Raw genomic sequence first — 21,080 nt, 5'->3', positions numbered from 1 at the left:
GGTGCGACGGACGCGTCTCCGCGAGCATCCGCAACGCCCGCTCACGCATCTCCGGCGAATACTTCCTGTTCATCGTGTTCCATCCTTACTTGAAGAACGGAACGAAAGTCAGGCCGATTCAGGTCGCCGATGGTGGACTCGCCGCTTCCAAAGCAGGCGACCGCATCCGAGCAATCGAACGCGAGCGAGCCGAGATCACAACTCGCCTCTCACAAGTCACGGACGACCTCAGCGTGGGCGCGGAGTACATCCGCGGATGGCTCAAGCTCCTGAACGATCCCTACGAGATGTACCGAACCGCAAACGATGAAATGCGCAGGCGTCTGAACCAGGCGATTTTCACTCATATCTGGGTAGTCGATGCCGACCGGGCCGAGTCGGAACTCACCGAGCCCGCACGCCTCTTGATCGACGCTCAGCGCCAGTGGGCAGCGCTCGCCTCGGACAGAAAAAAGCGCCCGTCGCTCGAAGGCGCGGACGCAGATAGCAGTGAAACCGTAGAAGACTTACTAGGGCCGATGGACTTGGCCTTTGGTTCTAGTAAGCGTTCTATGGTGCCCCTGGAGGGACTCGAACCCCCAACCGTTTGCTTAGGACGCAACTGCTCTTCCATTGAGCTACAGAGGCTGGCCCGGCCAGTTTAGCCGAGCGTTCCGGGGCGGGATCGCGGTCGCGGCGACCCGAGACACCTGCGGGCGCGTGGGAGGGTGGAGGCCCTGCGCACTCCCCCGGCATCCGTCATCGAGTGGTCCGCGTGAGCGAGGATGCGGCGAGCGACGCCTCCGAGACCGAGGTCGTGAGCCGGAGCCCGTTCCTCCACGCGCTGCTGAACACGGGCATTCTGGTCGCCGGCGCCGCGGTGGCGTGGGCCGTGTTCCTCCGCGACGACGACGCGCTCCTGTTCGCGTGGATTCCGCTCATCTTCGCGGCCATCGGCTGGTACGTGCACGGGCTGCTGTTGCGGGTCTTCCCTCCGCGATCGCGCTGGGCCGCCGCGTGGCGCGCGATCGCCGCGGCATACGTCGGGCTCGGAGTCGGGCTCTTCCTCCTCTCCCCCGGAGCACCTCAGCTCCTGTTCGGTGGACTGCTGACGTTCACGGTGTTCGGCGGCTTCATCGTGGTCGGCGCGGTGGCGATGCTGACGTGGCCGCTGCTCGGCATCCGCTCTCCGCACCGGGTCGATCCGCTCGCGGAGGACGAACCTCCGTATCCGGTGTGAGTCGACACCCATACGGCGGTATGGGTTGCGGGCGGCGCAGATTCTCGGAATCGTGGCCGACTCGATGACCGCAGGAACGGAAGGAGCCACCATGCTCACCATGACCGACACCGCGGCAGAGGCCGTCAAGACGATCGTCTCGCGCGTCCCCGAGGCCGGCGACGGAGGAGTCCGCATCCGCGACACCGGCGCCCAGAACGGCTTCGAGCTGAGCGTTGCTCCCGCACCGGAGCCGCAGGACACCGTCGTCGTCACCGACGGCGCACGTGTCTTCCTCGACGAGGCCGCCAACACGGCACTCGACGACCGGGTGCTGGATGCCGAGCTCGGGCAGGACGGATCCGTCCGCTTCGCCCTCGGCTCCCAGGCGTGATCTGACGTCTTCCGGCCGAGCCGGATGTGCGGGCCCTCGCGTTTCGACGCGGGGGCCCGCCGTCGCGTGTATGGGGGTGGGTTGCGGGGGGTGGATAGGGTCGAACGATGAACACCGCACGCCGTCGCGGCGAGATCGTCGGGTGGGTCGTCTCCGCCGTCGCGCTGATCGCCGGGTTCGTGCTCATCCTCATCGGGATCGCGACTCCCCCGAGCGCGTCGTTCGGGTGGTTCGCGTACGCGCCGCTGTCGAACTACGCCTACGTGGCCGGCGCTCCCGGTCTGGCCATCCCTCCGGTCACCGCGGTCGGATTCACCCTCTTCGTCATCGGACTCGTCGGGGTGGCGTTCCTCGTCGGCATCCGTGTCGGAGCGCGCCGCCGCGTGTGACCTCGTGACGCGCGTGGCCGCGTTAACACGCTGATTTCGGTGTCTTCTCGGGGTGTTCACACGCGGCACACAGGTTCACCCCTAGGCTCACGCGCATGCATATCGCTCTCGAGCTTCTTCCCCTGATGACTTCCGACAACCTCGGCAACTCCGGTGCCGGTGCGGGCGGACTCATCGGTGGCTTCATCGGCTACGTCCTGTTCGTCGCCGCCGTGTGGCCTTTCCTCAACAAGGCCGGTCAGCCCGGCTGGACCGCGCTCATCCCGATCGTCGCCGCCTTCTTCATCGTCCGCGCCGCCGGCCTCTCGGCCTGGTGGACCCTGCTCTACTTCGTCCCGATCGTGAACATCGTCTTCGCGATCATCGTCGCCCTGCGCCTCGGCAAGGGCTTCGGTCACGGAGCCGTCTTCTCGGTCTTCCTGCTGTGGCTGTTCGCCCTCATCGGCTACTTCATCCTCAGCTACTCCAGCAACACGTACGACCGTTCGCGCATCGTCTGACGCACCCCTCGACGCGACCCTGTTCTCCAGCAAGGATGAGCGGGGTCGCGTTGCGTGTGGAGGAGGCATCCGATGACGACGTATCTGATCTCGTTTCCGAGCTCGACCATGGGCTGGCGTGACACCGGGAGGCGCTGATGGAGACCCTCGACGCGTGGCGCGACTTCAACGTCGCGATGGTCGGGGCGACCTCGGCCCTGGCCGGGCTCGTCATCGTCGCCGCGAGCGTCAACATCACCGCGATCATCAAAGCCGCGACGCTGACCGCTCGCCTCGCTGCTGGAATCGCCAGCTTGCTGATGGGCCTGACCGCGTCCGCTATCGCACTCTGGCCTGACCTCTCTCTTCCCGGATTCGGCATCGGGGTGATCGTCATCGCGGCCATCTCGGCGATCTTCCCCGTCGCCGCGACGGCCCGCCTCGCCACGAACCCCGCCGCTCAGGGCAGCGCGCGACGCGCCGTCAACATCGTGCTCGCGTGGCTCCCGACCGTCGCGTACCTCGTCGGCGGATCCGTGCTCCTCGCGGGCCTCGCGGTCGGTGCGGGTATTGTCGCGGCCGGCACGCTGCTCGCGATCGTGAGCGCGGTGATCGTGTCGTGGGTCGCGCTGGTGGAAGTGCTGCGCTGAGGGCGTCATTCGCGGAGGCGCCAGCAGGAAGCGCAGCTGGGCACCCGCCGGGGGCGGTGTCGGTGGTGACCGGAAGGATGATCCAGTGACGACATCCGCCCCCAGCTTCTTTCCCGTCCCCGCGCCCGAACTGGATGATCTGCGCCGGAGGCTGGTGGCCGCGCGGCTGCCCGCGCAGACACCGGGCGACGACTGGTCGCGCGGGGTCCCGCTGCGCGTGCTCGAGCGGCTGCGCGATCGCTGGCTCAACGGCTACGACTGGCGCGCATACGAGCGTCGACTCATGAGCGAACGGCATGACGTCTTCGCGAGCGACATCTGCCCGCTTCACTACCTGCGCCGCGTCGGCGATGACGCTGCGCTTCCGGTGATCGTGATCCACGGATGGCCGTACTCCTACGCGCAGTTCCTCCCCCTCGCGGATGCCGTGGGACAGGCACGCACGATCGTCGCGCCGTCACTCCCGGGGTTCGGTCACTCCCCCGCGGCGTCGGTGCCGTTCAGCGCGGAACGCATCGCCCGCGCGTTCCATCTCCTCATGACGGAGCATCTCGGCTACGAGCGCTACCTGGTGTACGGAGAAGACATGGGCGGGCCGGTCGCGGACTGGATGGCCGGACTTTACCCCGATGCCGTCGCGGGTATCATCGCCACTCATCCGTCCTTCTCCGCGCAGAGGCGCGACGGTGTGGTCCTGACGGATGCCGAGGGCGACTTCCTCGTCTCGACGCGCGACCCGGCCGAGAGCGGATATGCCCACCAGCAGGGCACGCGACCGGACACCCTTGCCGTAGCGCTGCAGGACTCACCCGTGGGCCTGCTCGCCTGGATCGCCGAGAAGATCGCGGCGTGGAGCGACGGCGGCGTCACCACGGAGTTCGCGAATCTCGACGACGACGATGTGCTCGATCTCGTCTCGCTGTACTGGCACACGAGATCGGTCGGAACGAGCTTCCGCAGCTACGCCGAACCCGACGACCTCGACGATCATCCGCTCATCACGGTTCCGGCATCCATCCTGATCAACACCCACGAGTGCGGTTATCCCCGGTCGCTCGCCGACAAGAGCTACACCGACATCCGTTCCTTCGAGCGGCTGGAATCGGGTGGGCACTTCACCGCGTGGGAGAACCCGGTAGCGGTCGCCGCCTCAATTGAGGAGCACGCTCGGCACGTCACCGGCGCGTGACCGCTGCTGGCGCCACGAACGTGTCGGAGCCCCCTGGGAGCATCGCGGATCATGACGGCATCCGATCGCCTTCCCGACCCGACGCGGGCACCCGACGTCGTCGACGACTTCCGTGACGGCCTCGACCCCGAACTGTGGGTCGCCGAGTACCTGCCGCAGTGGACCACGCCTGAGCGCGCACGGGCGCGATACGCCCTCGTCGACGTGGGCCTGGAGCTGCGGATCGACGCCGACCAGCCCGACTGGCGGCCCGAGGACGCGCCGCTGCGCGTCTCGAACATCCAGACCGGCACCTTCTCGGGGCCCGTCGGCTCGGACCGCGGAACCCACCGCCACCGCGACGGCCTGCGAGTGCGTACCGAGACCCCCGAGCGACTGCTGTTCGCACCGTCTCACGGCCGCATCGAGGTGACACTCTCGGCGGGAACGGATGCCGGCACCATGGTCGCCGCGTGGCTGGTGGGTACCGAGCACCGTCGCCCCGAGGAGTCGGGCGAGATCTGTCTGTTCGAGATCGACGCCCACGCGGTCGGTGCGACGACCGGGGCACGGACGGGCATCAAGGCCCATCACGATCCGTCGCTCGTGACCGACATGGCGGAGGTGACGGTGCCGCTCGACGCCTCGCAGCCGCACACGTGGACCGTGATCTGGGGCGACGGCGAGACCGTCATCGGCTGCGAGGGCGTCGTGGTGCGGCGGATCGCGCAGGCGCCGGAGTATCCGATGTTCCTGCTCATTGACCTGTTCGAAATCGGCGGGCCCGGCGGGACGTACCCGAAGTCGGCGACGATCCATCGCGTCCGCGCGTGGGACGACACCGACCCGGTCGGACGGGCCGTGTCAGTCGCTCACGAGGTCGTCGATGGTGAAGGCGTTCAGCCCCTCGGCGACGGCGCCCACGCCGGTCAGCACGAAGGCGATCACGAGACCGAGGATCACCATCCACCAGCCCTTGCGCACGCACCGCAGGAGAACGGGCACGCCCACCAGCGTTGAGATGAAAAACTGCGCGAGGTAGAACATCCGCAGTTCCGCATCGACCCCGTTCGAGCCGAGGTTCCACGCGATGGCGAAGTTCAGCGCAGCCCAGCCGAGGAACGCCAGGCCGGTGATGAGCGCGCCGCGGCCGGCACGCTTCGCGGGTGCTGACGTTGTCTCCTGCGGGACGGGTGCCGGAGCGGCATCCTGCGGCGCCAGTGCAGGAGCGGCATCCTGCGGGGCTGGCGCCTGCGAAGCCCCCGCTTGCGGAACGGGTGCTTGCGGAACGGGTGCCTGCGGAACGGGTGCTTGCGGAATGGGCGGCGGGGTCACCGGTGTCCCACGCAGGAACCTCCCGCGACGTGCCTCGTGCTGAGCGACATCCGCGAAGCCCGCCTTCACCTGATCGAGCGAGAAATCGTCGAGCGTGCGACCGCTGTCCAGAAACCGTCGGCGTAGGCGATACCGCGAGACGGCCAGGGCCGCGCTCCCCCAGGTGAGCGCGACCCCGAGCACCAACGCGACGATGACGACGGGAAGCATGCCGACCTGCCCGCTCCGCGGAGTGAACACCCCCGAGTCGGAGGAAATCACCGAGCTCCACTGCTCAGGGAACGCGATGATCCGGATCGACACCGCCACGTAGACGGCGACGGAGTACACCCCCGCGACGACGGCGACGATGGCGGGGGTCCTCCCGCCGGCCATCACACCGCGACCGGTGCGACGCACCATCCGCTCGAGCGAGTCGAGCTTGTCGTTCTTCTCACGCCGCGACAGGACGACGCCCAGCGCGATGGCGACGATCGGAATGATGGCGGCGCCGACGATCGCCGCCTGCGTGAGGGACCGGAAGCTGATCGCCAGCGTGAGGAACGGCACGACCGCGGCGAAGACCACGAGCGTCCACAGCTGCGAGGTCTTCGTGATGCCCTTGTCGCGGATGACCCACACCAGGGTCGCAGCGAGAAGCAGCGCCGTCCCCCAAAGGCCGATGGCGAGGGTCCACCCGCCGATGCCGGTGACATCGATCCCGAACGGCCACACGAGGATCGGCAGCACGAACCCGAGCAGGTACGCCATGAGCGGGATCACGGTCGAGAACGCCATGATCCGGAAGACCCGCTCGGACGGGGAGACGGCGAACGTGTCGACGGTGGTCTGCATCGGGCACCTTGTCGGGGGTGTCGGGGAGCGAAGTCGGATCGTGGGCGTCACGAGCGACACGAGTGTCCATGATCACCTCGACACCCTTCGAGGTCAAAGCGGATGCCGGATGCCGACGCCCCGGCTCAGCGCCCGAGCACCGCGCGCGTGCTCGCCTCGGGCGTGAGGTCGATGCGGCGGAGCAGCTGCGCGTTCAGGGCGACCACGACGGTCGACAGCGACATCAGGATCGCGCCGACCGACATCGGCAGCACGAACCCGATCGGCGCCAGCACACCCGCCGCCAGCGGGACCGACAGCAGGTTGTAACCCGCGGCCCACCACAGGTTCTGCTTCATCTTCCGGTACGTCGCACGCGAGAGCTCGATCACCGACAACACCGACCGCGGGTCGGAACTCGCGAGGATGACGCCGGCCGACGCGATCGCGACATCGGTTCCCGCACCGATCGCGATACCGACGTCGGCTTGCGCGAGCGCGGGCGCATCGTTCACGCCGTCGCCGACCATCGCGACCTTCCGGCCCTCCCTCTGCAGCTCCGCGACCTTGTCGGCCTTGTCCTCCGGACGCACGTGCGCGAACACCCGGTCGATACCGAGCTCGGAGCCGACGGCGTCGGCTACGGCATCCGCGTCTCCCGTGATCATGACCACCTGGACGCCGAGAGCGTGCAGCGCGTCGACTGCGTCGCGCGACTCGGGGCGGATCTCGTCGGCGAGCTTCAGCCCGCCGATCACGGCCCCGTCGCGGACGACGTGGAGGATGATCGCGCCGTCCTGCCGCCACGCGTCGGCCTGGGGGACCTCGTCGGCGTCGACCTCGTCGAGCAGGCGCGGGCCTCCGACGCGGATCTCGGCCCCGTCGACGGTGGCGGTGACGCCGACCGCGGGCGACGAGGTGAACCCGGTCGCCTGCGCCAGGCGGAGGTCCTTCTCCTTCGCCGCGCGGACGATCGCCTTCGCCAGCGGGTGTTCGCTGTCGGACTCGGCGGCTGCAGCGAGCGCGAGCACGGCATCCGCATCCAGATCCCCGACCGGGTCAACGGCGGAGACGACGGGCTCGCCCTTGGTGAGGGTGCCGGTCTTGTCGAACAGGACGGTGTCGACGGTGCGCATGCTCTCGAGCGCGAGACGGTCCTTCACGAGAACCCCGCCGCGGGCGGCACGCTCGGTGGCGATGGAGACGACCAGCGGGATCGCGAGGCCCAGGGCGTGCGGGCAGGCGATGACCAGGACGGTGATCGTACGAATGACGGCGTCATCGGGAGAGCCGACGAGCGTCCAGACGAGGGCGGTGAGGACGGCGGCGCCGAGGGCGAACCAGAACAGCAGCGCCGCCGCGCGATCGGCGATCCGCTGCGCGCGGGAGGACGAGTTCTGCGCCTCGGTGACCAGCCTCTGGATGCCGGCGAGGGTGGTCTCATCGCCCGTTGCGGTCACTTCGACGCGCAGACCCGAGTCGGTGGCGACGGTGCCGGCCGTGACGAGGTCGCCGACCGTGCGGGCGACGGGGCGGGACTCGCCGGTGACCATGGATTCGTCCATGTCGGCGGATCCGTCGACGATCTTCCCGTCGGCGGGGACGCTGCCGCCCGGGCGGACCACGACGACATCCCCCACCCGCAGGTCGGCGGGAGCGACGGTGACGACCTGGTCTCCCTCGACGCGCTCCGCCTCATCGGGGATCAGCGCGGCGAGGGAGTCGAGCGCGGAACTGGTCTGCGCGAGCGAGCGCATCTCGATCCAGTGACCGAGCAGCATGATGACGATGAGGAGCGCGAGTTCCCACCAGAACTCCAGCTCGTGATCAAGGATGCCGAGGGTCGCGCCCCAGGAGGCGAAGAACGCGACGCTGATCGCCAGGCCGATCAGCAGCATCATCCCGGGCGTGCGCGAGCGCAGTTCACTGATCGCGCCGGTGAGGAACGGCCACCCGCCCCAGAGGTACATCACGGTGCCGAGCGCGGGCGCGACCCACATCGCCCATCCGGGGACGTCGTAGCCGAGGAGCATCCCGAACATCGGCGAGAACGCCACGACGGGGACGCCGATGATCAGGTTGATCCAGAACAGGCGCCGGAACTGGCCGACGTGGTCGCCGTGACCGGCGTGGCCGCCATGGCCGCTGTGGCCTGCGTGCTCGCTGTGGCCTGCGTGGTCGCCATGGCCTGCGTGGTCGCCCTGCGCGGACGGCGAGCCGTGGGCCGAGTGGTCAACGTGGGCCGAATGACCCTCGTGCTTCCCGGGATCGCCGAGGGCGGCATCCGACGGCGACGAGCTCCGGTGGTGTGCGTGCGGATCGGACATCGATTCACTCCCCGTGGGTGCGGTCTCTCAGCGATGGGCGTATGCTCGAACATGGATACCCCCCAAGGGTATTCCCGAAGGCCACGAATCGGAAGACCTCGTCCGAACGGAGACTCCCATGATGAAGACGATGCGCCCTGCGACGATCGCCGGGGTCACCCTCGCCGCAGCCCTTGCACTGACGGGCTGCGCGAGCGATGCCCCGACCATGCCCGGCATGGATCACGGCGACCACGCGTCCTCGTCGGCGGAGGCGGTGGATGCCAACAGTGCGGACGTCATGTTCGCGCAGATGATGATCCCCCACCACGAGCAGGCCATCGAGATGTCGGACACGCTTCTCGCGAAGAGCGACATCGACCCGGAGGTCACCGCGCTCGCCGAGCAGATCAAGGCCGCCCAGCAGCCCGAGATCGAGCAGATGGAAGAGTGGCTCGACGCGTGGGGTGCGGACATGCCGGGCATGGACGGCATGCACCACGGCGACGGGATGATGAGCGAAGACGACATGGAGGCGCTCGAGGCCGCGACCGGCACAGAGGCCGCGCGGCTGTTCCTCGAGCAGATGATCGAGCACCACGAGGGCGCCATCGACATGGCGCAGGACGAGGTCGACGGCGGCCAGAACGCGGATGCCGTCGCCCTCGCGAACGACATCATCGCCTCGCAGACCGAGGAGATCGCGACGATGCGGGAGCTTCTGTCTCAGCTGTGACCCGCGCCCGGCGGGCGGTGGGCCGGCGGTTCGTAGGATCGAGGGCGTGTTGGCGTTCGACAATCCCCTGCCGTTCCGGCCGCGCCGGGTGCTGGTCGCGGGGGTGTCCGGGGCGGGCAAGACGACCCTCGCCCGACAGATCGCCGAGGTCATCGACGCGCCGCACACCGAGATCGATGGTCTCTATCACGGGTCGGACTGGGTACCACGGGCGGCGTTCCTCGACGACGTCCGGGCGCTGGTTGAGACCCCGGCGTGGGTGACCGAGTGGCAGTACCGGTCGGCACGCCCCACCCTCACCGCGCACGCCGACCTGCTCGTCTGGCTAGATCTGCCGTTCTTCACGGTGACACTCCCCCGCGTCACCGGCCGGACGATCAGACGACGGATGCGGCGCGAGGAGCTGTGGAACGGCAACGTCGAACCCCCGCTGCGCTCGATCTTCACCGAACGCGACCACATCGTGCGGTGGGCGGTGCGGACGCGGAAGAAGTATGACGCACTGCCGCTGCGGCTCGCCGAAGAGCGGCCCGACCTCGCGATCGTGCGGCTGCGGAGTCCCCGCGAGGTGCGGGCGTGGGTGGCGGGGCCGCTCGCGCGGGTGTGAGCGGCCCCGCCCGCCAGCAGGTCATGTCACGTCGCCCAGCTGCAGCGCCGGCCAGTCGGCGACGTCGCGGAGAAGCTGCCGATCGTGGCTCGAGACGATGACCGCGGCATCCGTCGCCTGAAGGGCATCCGTCAGCTCATCGACGAGCGCGATCGACAGATGGTTCGTCGGCTCGTCGAGAAGAAGCACGTGCGGCCGGCCGGCGAGGACAAGCGCCAGCTCGAGACGGCGCTGCTGCCCCATCGACAGCTCGCCGACACGTTTGCCCGTCTCGCGGGCGTGCAGGAGCCCGAGCTGTGAGAGCCCGAGCGCGGCGTTCGCCGGAATGACCCCGCTCGCGACGAGCGCATCGACATGGTCGGTGAAGAGGTCGCTGACGCGGGCGTCGGGTGCGAGCGCGGTCTCCTGCCGGAGGAACCCGAGGCGTACGTCGGCGGGACGACGGACGGTCCCGGCATCCGCCGCGAGATCGCCGGCCACCACGGCGAGCAGGGTGGACTTTCCCGCGCCGTTGGGTCCGGTGACCACGAGGCGTCCGCGGTGCGACAGGGCGAAGCTCACCGGATGCGGCAGACGGTGGGCGACGGACACGGCTTCGACCGTCAGAAGCGCGGCACCCGTGCGCGTGGCGAGGTGAGGGAACCGCAGCTGCAACGGCGGTTCGGGAACCGTGATGCGGTGCGCATCCACCTGTTCCTGCCGCCGCCGGACGCTCTGCACCAGCCCGCCCGCACGCGTAGCGCGACCGTGCTTGTTCGTGCCCTTATCCGGACGCCAGCCGGAGACGAGCCGGTTCTGCGCGGCAGTGAGGTCGTCCTGCAGCCGCGCAATCTCGGCTTGCTGCCGCTCGTAATCCTGCTCCCAGCGCTCGCGCTCGGCCCGTCGACCCGCGCGGTAGCCGACGTAGCCGTCGCCGTAGACCCGCGCCCGACCGTCGGGGGTCGGGTCGAGGTCGACGATGGTGTCGGCGACATCGGACAGGAGGGCGCGGTCGTGCGTGACGACGACCACACCTCCGGTCCGTGAGCGCAGCTTCGCCGTCAGGAACTCCAGCCCGCTCCGGTCGAGATGGTTCGTCGGCTCATCGAGCAGCAGGAAGTCGTCGTCCGCGCCGAGCAGGCACGCCAGGCGCACCCGATAGCGCTGGCCGACGGAGAGATCGTCGAGGCGCACCGTCGCGTCAGTTTCGGCGTCCAGTGCTTCGAGCGCGATCTGGACGCGGCGCTCCGCGTCCCACGCGTCGAGGGCCTCAGCGTGCTCGAGAGCTGCGGCGTAACGGTCGTCGGCGTCGGCGTTTTCCGCCGCGAGAGCGGTCGCCGCGTCATCGAGGGCGTCGAGTGCCGCGAGCGCCGCGGCGATCGCCTCGGCGACGGCGTCACCGACCGTGCGGTCGTCTCCCGCCGGCATCTCCTGCTCGGCGACACCGAGCGTGCCGAGCTGCTGGACCGATCCCCCGTCGGGCGTGAGCGCACCCGCGAGGACGTGCAGGAGCGTGGACTTGCCGCGCCCGTTCTCCCCCACGATCGCGACACGCGACGTAGGCGTGACCGTGAGGTCGAGGTGGGCGAGGACGGGTGTGGCTCCGCGGATGACGGAGATGTCGGAGGCGATGAGCTGCGCGCGATGGCGCGCAGGGAGAGGGGTGGTCAGGGTGGGCATTCGTATTCCTCGGCGATGATGTGCGCCGCTTCGCGGGTCGCGCGAGCGCGCGCAGAATGACGGCGACCCGTACGGGGTCGATGACGAGCGGCCGCCGCGAGCTCGGATAACTCAACGAGCGCAGTGGGCCTCAGTCAGCCGTCACAGGAAGTACAAATGCACGCGTCGAGCCTACGAGGCCGGCGCGAGGGTGTGCAAGATCAGGGTCGCCGGGCCGCCGAGGAGAGGGCGGGCTCAGCCGACCGGGGCCACGTCGATCAGGACCTCGTTGCGGCGGAGGAACCACGGGATGAACGGAGCGTTGAAGCGGGCGAACTGCGGCTCGCCGACCGGTTCGAAGCCCGCCTCGCGGACGTGGGCGAAGAGGTCGTCGCGGTGGTTCGCGTACGCCTCCTCGGTCCAGCGGCCCGAGAACGTGGTGGCGGCGACGAGTCGCTCGGGAACGGTCCGGATCGTCACGCGCGCATCGGTCGGGACCGCGGCATCCGCTTCCTTGATCTCGGCGGGAAGCACGAACGCGACGACGAAACCCTCGTCGTCGTCTCCGGTCTGGACCACCGGCGCCGTCATCGCAATCTTCTCGGACGTCTGCGGCGAGCGCCCCTGCACGACCGGCGCGGTCATCGCGATCGACTGCCGCGAGACGTTGTCGCCCTTGATGTAGCCGACGAGTCGGCCGAATGCGCGGTTGCCGGCGTCCTCGAACGACACCCCGGTCACCGTGGTCTCGGCGACGACGTGCGGCGGGTAGCTGCGCAGCTCCCACTCCTGCTCCTCGCGGACGACGGTGTACGGCTGCTGCTCGGTCATGCTGCGACGCTACGCCCGCGGGATGCCGCGAGGAGGGGTCTTGACGGGCGACCTCGAGCGGGCTCCGGGTGTCGCCGCCTCGCGCTACTGTGCCGCATGCGCATCGTGGTTTCGGGAACGCACGCCAGCGGCAAGAGCACACTCATCGCCGACGTGGCTGCGGCTCTTCCCGACTACGCGGTGCTGCCGGACCCGTTCGAGCTGCTCGACGAGCGGTTCGACCAGCCGGGCCCGGCGATGTTCCTGCAGCAGCTGCGCGTCGCCGCCGATCGGCTCGAGGACGATCCGTCCGCCGACCTCATCGCCGAACGCGGCCCGCTCGACTTCCTCGCGTATCTCGCCGCCGTCGACAAGCTCGGTCGGGGCATAGCATCCGACGAGGCGATCGAGCGTGCGCTGCAGATGACGGCGAGCGCTCTGCGCGCCGTCGACCTGCTGGTGATCCTTCCCCTCGCCGAGGGCGACGGCATCCGTCCGGGAGAGGACGAAGACCTCGAACTGCGTGAGGCGACGGATGCCGCTCTGCTCGATCTGGTCGACGAAGCGGAGCTGGTCCCCCGCACCACACGGGTCGTCGAGATCACTGGCGATCGGGCCGCACGGGCGGCCGCGCTGCTCGCGGCGATGGCGGACTGACCTGCGGGGATAATGGCCCGATGGAATCGTGGGAGCTGCGCGAGTGGTACGCCGACTTCCTCGACACCTGCAACCGGCACGATCTGGACGAGGTTCGGGGGTTCGTCGATGCCGGCGTGCGGCGGGCGCATCTTCCGGGCGGCGCCGATGCGTTCATCGACGACCTCGCTGACCTGTTCCATGGGTTTCCGGACTGGCAGTGGCGCCGCATACAGGTCGTCATCGAAGACGACCGGATCGCCGTGCACCTGCGCGGAACGGGCACGCACACGGGGATCTTTCGCGGCATCGCCGCCACCCGACGTCATGTGAACGTCGCGGAATACGTCTTCTTGCGCGTGCAGAGCGGGCGCATCACCGAGGTGGCCGGGACGACCGACCGCGCCGAGATCGTCGCCCAGCTCACGGGGTGATTCGAGAGCGCTCGCCGGTCACCCCGCGTGGGCGGTGATGAACGCCGTGGTGCGGTCGTGGAGCTCGTCGCGCTGCGGCAGCTGCTCCCAGCCGTGGTCGGCGCCCTCGACGACGACGACCTCGGCACGGTCGCCGAACACCGCGGGATCGGCGTAGCGCTCGGCGTACGCGTGCGGCACGAAATCCTCGGTGCCGTGGAGGAGGAGCACCGGGCCGTCGTAGGACGCGGCCCGGCCGTACGGGTCGAACGCGACCGCGTCGGCGCGCATCGCGGGTCCCAGCCGCATGCCGTGGAAGTCGAACCAGCCGACCGTGTCGAGGGTGTCGAGCGGCATTCCCTGGAGGTGGCCGGAGCGGATCTCGTCCACGAACACCGCCGCCGTCGACCACATCGTCAGCGACCGGACGGGGCGGATCGACTGCTGCTCGGCCGCGACGACCGACGCGATGACGGCGCCGAGACTCATGCCGAGGAGGTGCAGGTCATTGCCGTCGACGCCGGGGAGGGCGCGGACGACCTCGAGCACCCGATGGGCGGTGCGGATGTCGCCCGAGGCGGTGGTGTCGAAGAACTCCCCGTCGCTCTCCCCGTGCCCCGCGCGGTCGTAGGTGACGACGGTGATGCCCGCGGCGGTGAGCCGCCGCGCCTGCGTGACGAACATGCGAGAGGCCTCGACGCGGGTTCCGCCGAACCCGTGGAAGAAGACGGCGACGGGGCGGGGGCCCGCGTGTGCGGCATCCGCCCGGAAGACGCTGCCGCGCAGAGTCGTGCCATCGATGTCGACGGAGAGCGGGGCGATGCGAGGGTCGGTCGGTGACGCGCTCACGAGGTCGCACCCCCGGCAAGAATTCGGATGAGGACGATGACCGCGGGCACGAGCACGGCGACCCCGACAATGAGGTCGGTCCATGTCGCCACCTGCTCCTGAGGGTTCTTCCCCGTCTTCGTCACGTGCATGAGACCGGCGAAGAGGAGGAAGAGCGCGCCCGCGATGCCGACGGGCAGCGCCCACCCGGGCACGAGCGCGAGGAGCCCGGCCGTCCCCATCGCGATGTTGGCGACCCCGAGTTCGCGGGTGAGCTGCGTCTCCTGGACCGACGGGGTGGTCCCGCCGAGGATTCGGGTCGTCGCCCCCTTGCCCGAGACCTGGGTGAGTCCCGCGAGCAGCAGTCGGGTGCCGACACCCCAGAACACCCACCATTTCGCGAACACCAGCAGGGGGTCGCCGCCGGCGACGGCCAGCTCCACCGCACCCGACACGATCGGCAGAACGATGGTCTGCGCGATCACCACCACGGCGTATCCGATCATGATGTGCCTCCCGCGTCTCTCGACACCATTGTGGCCGAGACCGCGCGAAGCCTCACCGGAAGTCGCGCGAGGCGTGCACCACCCCCACCCGCAGGTCTTCGAACCGGTCGGCGAGGAGGTTCGTCACGCCCTCCGGCGAGCGCTCGAGTATCCCCCGGACGATCAGCGCGGGTGCATCGCGGGCGACGCGGCGGTGCCGGTTCCAGACCCCGACCGAGCAGATGACGTTGACCACGCCGTGCTCGTCCTCGAGATTCAGGAAGGTGACACCGGATGCCGTCGCCGGACGCTGCCGGTGCGTGACGAGCCCCGCGACCTCGACCCGGCGCCCGGTCTCGTGGGTGCGCATCTCGCGGGAGGTGAGCACCCCGCGGGCATCCAGCGCCGACCGGTAGTGCGCGAGCGGATGGTCGTCGGTGGAGATGCCGGTCGCCCACAGGTCGGCGGCGAGGATGTCGTAGCTCGACTGGTCGGCGAACAGCGGCGGCTGCACCGACACCATCGAATCGGGGAGGTATTCGGCGCGGTCCTGCGCGGCCGAGCCCGCCATCCAGATCGCCTCGCGCCGGGTGACGCCGAGGCACTCGAACGCGCCCGCGGTGGCGAGCGCCTCGACCTGGGCGGCGGTGATCCCGGTGCGGCGGACGACGTCGCGGAGATCGCGGAACGGACCCTCCGCGTCACGCGCGGCGACGATCCGCTCGGCGACGGCGGCACCGATGCCCTTCACTCCTGCCAGGCCCAGGCGCACGGCGAGGTTGCCGTCGCGCCGGTGCGCCTCGTCCTCGACCGGCGCGGTCGGATCGAACATCTCCACCGGCGGCTGCAGGCGGTGGGTGCAGGAGTCTCGGCCGGTCGGGGCGACGGGCGGGGCGGGCGCCGAGGGCGCCATCGCGACCGCGACGGCCGGCGGGTCGACGACGGGCTCGAGCACCGCGGTCACCCGGGACGCGTGGAGGTCGGGGCGGCGCACCTCCACCCCGTGGCGGCGGGCATCGGCGACGAGGGACGCCGGCGAGTAGAACCCCATCGGCTGGGCGCGCAGGAGCCCGGCGAGGAACGCCGCCGGGTAGTGCAGCTTGATCCACGACGACGCGTACACCAGCAGCCCGAACGACAGCGAGTGCGATTCGGCGAACCCGAAGTTCGCGAACGCCTGGATCTTCGTGTAGATCTCATCCGCCGCATCACCCACGAGGTTGTGCGCCGCCATCCCCTCGTACAGCTTCGTCTTGAGCGACTCGATGCGCTCCACCCCGCGCTTGGACCCCATCGCGCGGCGGAGCAGATCGGCATCCTCTCCGCTGAGCCCGCCGACGGCCATGCCCATCTGCATCAGCTGCTCCTGGAACACCGGGATGCCGAGGGTGCGCTCGAGCACCGGCTTCAGCTTCTCGTGCGGATAGGTCACCTCTTCCATCCCGAGCTTCCGCCGCACGAACGGGTGCACCGCGCCACCCTGGATGGGCCCCGGGCGGATCAGCGCGATCTCGATGACGAGGTCGTAGAACTGCCGCGGCTGCAGGCGCGGCAGCAGTCCCATCTGCGCGCGCGACTCGACCTGGAACACCCCGATGGAATCGGCACGGCACAGCATGTCGTACACCGCCGCCTCCTCCTTCGGCAGCGTCGACAGCTCCCACACCTCCCCCGTCGACTCGCGGATCATGTCGAAGCAGTACTGCAGCGCCGCGAGCATCCCGAGCCCGAGAAGATCGAACTTCACCAGTCCCATCCACGCGGCGTCGTCCTTGTCCCACTGGATCACCGTGCGGTTCTCCATGCGGGCGTGCTCGATCGGCACGACCTCCCCGACGGGCCGATCGGTGAGCACCATGCCGCCGGAGTGGATCCCCATGTGCCGCGGCGCCTTCAGCAGCTCACCGGCGAACTCGATGACCTGATCCGGGATGTCGTGCCCCTGCGTCGACTCAAGCGACGCGCCCCACCGCTCGACCTGCTTCGACCAGGCATCCTGCTGCCCCGGCGAGTGCCCGAGCGCCTTCGCCATGTCGCGCACGGCGTTCTTCGGCCGGTACTGGATGACGTTCGCCACCTGCGCCGCGCGGTCGCGCCCGTAGGTGGCATAGACCCACTGGATGATCTCCTCGCGCCGGTCCGAGTCGAAGTCGACGTCGATGTCGGGCTCCTCGTCGCGGAGGCTCGAGAGGAACCGCTCAAACGGCAGTCGGTAGGCGATCGCGTCGACAGCGGTGATGTCGAGCAGGTAGCAGACGGCACTGTTGGCCGCCGATCCCCTCCCCTGGCACAGGATGCCGCGGCGCCGGGCCTCCTGCACGATGCCGTAGACGATCAGGAAGTAGCCGGGGAAGTCCTTCGTCTCGATCACGGCGAGCTCGCGGTCGATGCGGGCGGCATCCTCGGCGGGAAGGTCGGGGTACTTCCGCGGCACCGCCTCCCAGACGAGGTGCCGGAGCCACGACATCGGCGTGTGCCCCTCGGGGACGGGGAGCTTCGGCAGCGCGGGCTTCGCGCGACGGAGCGGGAACGCCAGCTCGTCGGCGAGGGTGACCGTGCGGGCGACGGCGTCGGGGTACCGGACGAAGCGCTCGCTCATCTCCAGCCCCGACCGCAGGTGCGCGCCGGCGTGGGCGGGGAGCCACCCGTCGATCTCGTCGAGCCCCCGGTTGGCGCGGACCGCGGCGACGGCGGCGGCGAGGAGCTGACGCTGCGGCACCGCGTAGTGGACGTTGTTGGTCGCCAGCAGCGGCAGCCCGCGCTCGCGCGCGAGTCCGGCGAGCACGTCGTTGTCGCGGGAGTCGCGGGGGTTCCCGTGATCGATGAGTTCGACGTGGACGCTGTCGGCCCCGAACAGGGCGACGAGGTCGTCGAGGGCGCGGGCGGCGCCGGCCGGGCCCTCCTCGGCGAGCGCGTGGCGGACGGTGCCCTTCCGGCATCCGGTGAGGACGGCGAAGTGCGCCCCGTCGCCCTCCCGGCAGAGCGCGGACAGCTCGTCGAGGTCGTACTGCGGGCGCCCCTTCTCGCCGCCGCGCAGCTGCGCATGGGTGATCGCCGACGCCAGCCGGTGGTAACCCTCCTCCCCGCGGGCGAGGACGAGGAGGTGCTGCCCGGTCGGGTCGGGCTGCCCGTTCTGAGGGCCGGGGAAGCCGAGCGACAGCTCGGATCCGAACACCGTCTTCAGCTGCAGGGTCTCGGCGGCCTCGGCGAAGCGGACGATGCCGTAGAAGCCGTCGTGGTCGGTGACGGCGAGCGCGTGGAGCCCCAGGCGCTCGGCCTCCTCGGCGAGCTCCTCGGGCGAGGAGGCGCCGTCGAGGAACGAGAACGACGAGTGCGCGTGCAACTCGGCGTACGGGATGGTCTCGGCCGGTCGCTCGATGCCCTGCGCGACGTACGAATCGCGCTTGTGCGACCACGCGGGGCTGTCGCCCCCGTCGGCGCCGGGCGGCCGCGTGCCGGGACGTCGCCGACCGCTCAGCACCCGCTCCATCTCGGACCACGGGACGCCGGGGTTGTTGAAGCCCATCAGTCGTACGCCCCCTCGACCCACCAGCTCTCGCCCTCGCACACCAGCAGCCACGCCGCCCCCTCGGCGTCGACGACCTGGAAGCGGTGCGCGCGGCGCGCGCGGGCGGCATCCCACCCGCGTTCGACGACGGGCCACGGCCCCGCCCACGCGGTGATCTCGCGGCTCCGCCCGCTCTCGGCGAGGAAGGCCGGCACCGCCGAGACGCTCCCCCGCTCGTCGACGTCGATCACCTCGCCGCCGAGTGCGCGCACGTCGGCGGGCACCGGCTCGAGGAACACCGTCGCCGGATGCGGTTCGGGAAGACTCCCCGGCCACGGGCGCGCGCGCACGGCCGCCTGCGCCCCGACCCGGTCGCCCCACGGCACGAGCACCTGCCGCTCGGCGAGCCAGCGCCCGCCGCCGATCTCGGGGGTGAGCACGCCGCGATGCCCGAGCATCGCCTGCACGCGCGAGAGCGCGTGGTGCACCCGCTCCTCCGGCCCGCCGCCGAAGAGGGCCGGGGCGTGGTGGGATGCCGCATCCACCGCCGCCGGTTCGATCCGCACGCGCGTCACCCCGCTGCGGAGCCCCTCCTGATCTTCGGCGAGCTGCCAGCGCACCCGGTCGACGATCGCGGCGGCGTCGAAGGAGCGCGGATGCAGCCACACGCGATGACTGTGCTCGCCGCGGTCGCCGAAGAGCTCGACCCGCAGCTCGGTGCACACCAGGTCGATCGCCCCGAGGCGCGTGGTGAACTCCTCCGCCGCCACGCGCATGCCGAACGCGACCTGGTCGGCGATCTCGAGCGGCGGCTCGAACGCGACCTCGCGGTGCAGCTCCGGCGGCGGCGTACGGGGCTCGACCGGCCGCGAATCCCACCCCGCCGACAGGGCGTGGAGGCGGATGCCGCGCTCGCCGAACCGCTCGCGCACCCGGTCGGGGGTCATCGCCGCGAACCCGCCCAGGGTCTGCACCCCGAGCCGCGCGAGGAGTCCGGGCAGGTCGTCGGCGGCGCGGGCGGGTTCGCCCGGCGTCGCGTCGGCGAGCACCGACACCGACAGCGGCGCGAGGAAGCCCGCCGCGCCGCCTGCGGGGACCGAGAAGACCGGCTCGGCGCGGGTGGTCGCCGCGCGCGCGGCCTGCTCGGCGGTGAAGGGCCCGTCGGCGATCCCCGCGCGCACGTCGGTGAGGCCGAGCTCGGCGAGGGCGGCGAGCAGCACGCGCGCCGCCTCCCCCTCGCCGCCGTAGTACCGCGCCGGTCCTTTCGCCCGCAGCGCGCACAGCCCCGCCCGGAGCACCTGCACGCCGGGCGCGTGCTCCTCGACGGCCGCGACGACCGGCGAGAACGCGCGGTGGTCGCGGATCGCGTCGGCGGGGACGATCACGAGCCCCGGACACCGCGACTGCGCGTCGCGTCGGCGCTGTCCCCGCCGCACACCGTCGGCGCGGGCGTCGGCCGAGCAGGCCACGACGGCGTTGTGTTCGACGACGGCGATCGGCCGTCCCTCCGCTCCCGGCGGCATCCCCTCGCCGTCGCGGAGGAGCGCGGTGACCGGCCAGTCCGGAAACCACAGCACCATGCTGCGCTCGGGCGCCCGCGCGGTCATCAGCCGACCGCCCGCATCGGGGGCGCAGCGGTGCTTCCCCTGTCACCACCGCGAACGGATGCCGCGCCCTCGCGCTGCGGTTCGAGCGCCGCCAGCGGCTCGGGCGCCGACGAGATCCCGCCCTGCGGGTTGGGCAGGAGCACCCGCGCGCGGCGCTGATTCGGCCACCGCCTGCTCGATGAGCGCAGCGTCACCTCGCGGCGGGAGAGGTAGCCGTGACCGCGGCCGAGTCCCTCCCAGTCGGGCTGGTCGATCTCGATCGACGCCTCCGCCTGCGGCCAGGGCCCCTGGACCAGCAACACCGCGCCGCGCTCGCGCAGCCGCCCGGCCAGGCGCGAAATCTCGCCGTCGGGCACGCGTCCCGCCGGCCGCACCGCCACCACGGGAAGCACATCGGCGATCGTCGCGGTGACCGCGAGCCACCGCGGACCGGGCTCGGGAATCAGCACGAGTTTCGACAGATCGACCCCGAGAGCCTCGGCGGCCTCGGCGCCGAAGCGCGGCATCCCGACCGCCGCGCACCACGATCCCGAACTCGACAGAGTGGCCAGCAGCGCCATCAGCAGCGACATCGATCGCGGGAGCGAATACGCCGCGCCCGGGCGGAGCCCACCCCCGGGAAGGAGCGAGGCGAGCGCGGGATGCACCGGCAGCACGGGAACGTCGAGGCGGCGCCCCTGCATCCGCTCCATCTGCGCGCGCAGCGCCGCCACGTCCGCCCGCGCACCGGCGCCGGCGTCGCGGGACGACATCGCGGTAGCCTGCACGATCGCCCTCATTCCTCCAGTGTAGAACGCATGTTCTACCTATCTCTACGTCGATCTCGAACGTATCTCTGCCCTCCGACATCGCCGCCCCGCGCGCTCGTCGGCACCCTTCAGGTGGCAGAAGTGGCCGCCTCCACGCGCGCGAGGCGACCGCGATCGACACCCGAACGCGCACAGCATCGCCGCCGCGGACGCCGCATCCGTCACGGACTTCTTCAGGTGGCGTTCGTGGCCGCCTCCGCGCGCGCGAGGGGGCCACAAGCGCCACACGAACGCGCACCCCGCGACGCCACCCCCGCGGCATCCGCCACCG

At 70.5% G+C, this 21,080-nt stretch carries 19 protein-coding genes and 1 tRNA gene; 10 read left to right on the top strand and 10 right to left on the bottom strand.

The window, feature by feature from the left end; translation table 11 throughout:
• Positions 1-552: 552 nt before the first annotated feature.
• Positions 553-627, bottom strand: a tRNA-Arg gene (locus KZC50_RS09595).
• A 127-nt stretch (positions 628-754) separates the two neighbouring features.
• Between KZC50_RS09595 and KZC50_RS09590 the strand changes: the two genes are divergently transcribed.
• From KZC50_RS09590 to KZC50_RS09565, 6 genes are all read left to right on the top strand, one after another.
• Entirely contained in the window at positions 755-1,219 is a 465-nt protein-coding gene (locus KZC50_RS09590; protein ID WP_310891500.1) for a hypothetical protein, read from the top strand.
• 91 nt (positions 1,220-1,310) lie between these two features.
• Positions 1,311-1,592 (top strand): Fe-S cluster assembly protein HesB, encoded by a 282-nt coding sequence (locus KZC50_RS09585; protein WP_310891499.1) that lies wholly within the window; start codon positions 1,311-1,313, stop codon positions 1,590-1,592.
• Positions 1,593-1,699: 107 nt separating this feature from the next.
• Complete coding sequence (locus KZC50_RS09580; RefSeq protein ID WP_310891498.1) at positions 1,700-1,981, top strand: hypothetical protein; 282 nt, start codon at positions 1,700-1,702, stop codon at positions 1,979-1,981.
• Positions 1,982-2,076: 95 nt separating this feature from the next.
• Complete coding sequence (locus KZC50_RS09575; protein ID WP_310891497.1) at positions 2,077-2,481, top strand: DUF5684 domain-containing protein; 405 nt, start codon at positions 2,077-2,079, stop codon at positions 2,479-2,481.
• A 137-nt stretch (positions 2,482-2,618) separates the two neighbouring features.
• Positions 2,619-3,110 (top strand): hypothetical protein, encoded by a 492-nt coding sequence (locus KZC50_RS09570; RefSeq protein ID WP_310891496.1) that lies wholly within the window; start codon positions 2,619-2,621, stop codon positions 3,108-3,110.
• Positions 3,111-3,195: 85 nt separating this feature from the next.
• Entirely contained in the window at positions 3,196-4,299 is a 1,104-nt protein-coding gene (locus KZC50_RS09565) for an epoxide hydrolase family protein (RefSeq protein WP_310891495.1), read from the top strand.
• Between the two features lie 843 nt (positions 4,300-5,142).
• Here KZC50_RS09565 and KZC50_RS15685 read toward each other — a convergent pair.
• Together KZC50_RS15685 and KZC50_RS09555 are read right to left on the bottom strand one after the other, a co-directional pair.
• Positions 5,143-6,447 carry a hypothetical protein gene (locus KZC50_RS15685; protein WP_375294578.1) on the bottom strand — a complete coding sequence of 435 codons (1,305 nt, stop codon included), beginning with the start codon at positions 6,445-6,447 and terminating at the stop codon, positions 5,143-5,145.
• 125 nt (positions 6,448-6,572) lie between these two features.
• Positions 6,573-8,753 (bottom strand): heavy metal translocating P-type ATPase, encoded by a 2,181-nt coding sequence (locus KZC50_RS09555; protein ID WP_310891493.1) that lies wholly within the window; start codon positions 8,751-8,753, stop codon positions 6,573-6,575.
• A 121-nt stretch (positions 8,754-8,874) separates the two neighbouring features.
• Here KZC50_RS09555 and KZC50_RS09550 point away from each other — a divergent pair, with 121 nt between their 5' ends.
• A complete protein-coding gene (locus KZC50_RS09550) occupies positions 8,875-9,468 on the top strand; it encodes a DUF305 domain-containing protein (protein ID WP_310891492.1) in 594 nt (197 codons plus the stop codon).
• Between the two features lie 46 nt (positions 9,469-9,514).
• Complete coding sequence (locus KZC50_RS09545) at positions 9,515-10,075, top strand: P-loop NTPase family protein (RefSeq protein ID WP_310891491.1); 561 nt, start codon at positions 9,515-9,517, stop codon at positions 10,073-10,075.
• A 21-nt stretch (positions 10,076-10,096) separates the two neighbouring features.
• Here KZC50_RS09545 and KZC50_RS09540 read toward each other — a convergent pair whose 3' ends face one another.
• Both KZC50_RS09540 and KZC50_RS09535 read right to left on the bottom strand, forming a co-directional pair.
• Positions 10,097-11,734 (bottom strand): ABC-F family ATP-binding cassette domain-containing protein, encoded by a 1,638-nt coding sequence (locus KZC50_RS09540; protein ID WP_310891490.1) that lies wholly within the window; start codon positions 11,732-11,734, stop codon positions 10,097-10,099.
• Between the two features lie 234 nt (positions 11,735-11,968).
• Complete coding sequence (locus KZC50_RS09535) at positions 11,969-12,544, bottom strand: SOUL family heme-binding protein (RefSeq protein ID WP_310891489.1); 576 nt, start codon at positions 12,542-12,544, stop codon at positions 11,969-11,971.
• A 96-nt stretch (positions 12,545-12,640) separates the two neighbouring features.
• On the opposite strand from KZC50_RS09535, the gene KZC50_RS09530 reads away from it, so the two are divergent.
• On the top strand, positions 12,641-13,180 hold the full coding sequence (locus tag KZC50_RS09530; protein ID WP_310891488.1) for a DEAD/DEAH box helicase family protein: 540 nt from the start codon (positions 12,641-12,643) through the stop codon (positions 13,178-13,180).
• 20 nt (positions 13,181-13,200) lie between these two features.
• On the top strand, positions 13,201-13,593 hold the full coding sequence (locus tag KZC50_RS09525) for an ester cyclase (protein WP_053547937.1): 393 nt from the start codon (positions 13,201-13,203) through the stop codon (positions 13,591-13,593).
• Between the two features lie 18 nt (positions 13,594-13,611).
• On the opposite strand, the gene KZC50_RS09520 is transcribed toward KZC50_RS09525, so the two are convergent.
• The 5 genes from KZC50_RS09520 to imuA' are packed head-to-tail and all read right to left on the bottom strand — an operon-like array spanning position 13,612 to position 20,779.
• Complete coding sequence (locus KZC50_RS09520) at positions 13,612-14,421, bottom strand: alpha/beta hydrolase (RefSeq protein WP_310891487.1); 810 nt, start codon at positions 14,419-14,421, stop codon at positions 13,612-13,614.
• A complete protein-coding gene (locus KZC50_RS09515) occupies positions 14,418-14,906 on the bottom strand; it encodes a hypothetical protein (RefSeq protein WP_053547936.1) in 489 nt (162 codons plus the stop codon). The genes KZC50_RS09520 and KZC50_RS09515 overlap by 4 nt, the downstream gene beginning before the upstream one ends.
• Before the next feature lie 52 nt (positions 14,907-14,958).
• Positions 14,959-18,411, bottom strand: a complete 3,453-nt coding sequence (locus KZC50_RS09510) for an error-prone DNA polymerase (RefSeq protein ID WP_310891486.1) — start codon at positions 18,409-18,411, stop codon at positions 14,959-14,961.
• Entirely contained in the window at positions 18,411-20,000 is a 1,590-nt protein-coding gene (locus tag KZC50_RS09505) for a DNA polymerase Y family protein (protein ID WP_310891485.1), read from the bottom strand. The genes KZC50_RS09510 and KZC50_RS09505 overlap by 1 nt, the downstream gene beginning before the upstream one ends.
• The gene (imuA', locus tag KZC50_RS09500) at positions 20,000-20,779 is read right to left on the bottom strand and encodes a DnaE2-dependent mutagenesis accessory factor ImuA' (protein WP_310891484.1); all 780 of its coding nucleotides are present in this window, start codon (positions 20,777-20,779) and stop codon (positions 20,000-20,002) included. The genes KZC50_RS09505 and imuA' overlap by 1 nt, the downstream gene beginning before the upstream one ends.
• Positions 20,780-21,080: the final 301 nt, after the last annotated feature.

The sequence above is a fragment of the Microbacterium aurantiacum genome (assembly GCF_031625015.1).
GTDB lineage: Bacteria > Actinomycetota > Actinomycetes > Actinomycetales > Microbacteriaceae > Microbacterium > Microbacterium aurantiacum.
This window is presented reverse-complemented; position numbering and strand designations above follow the sequence as displayed.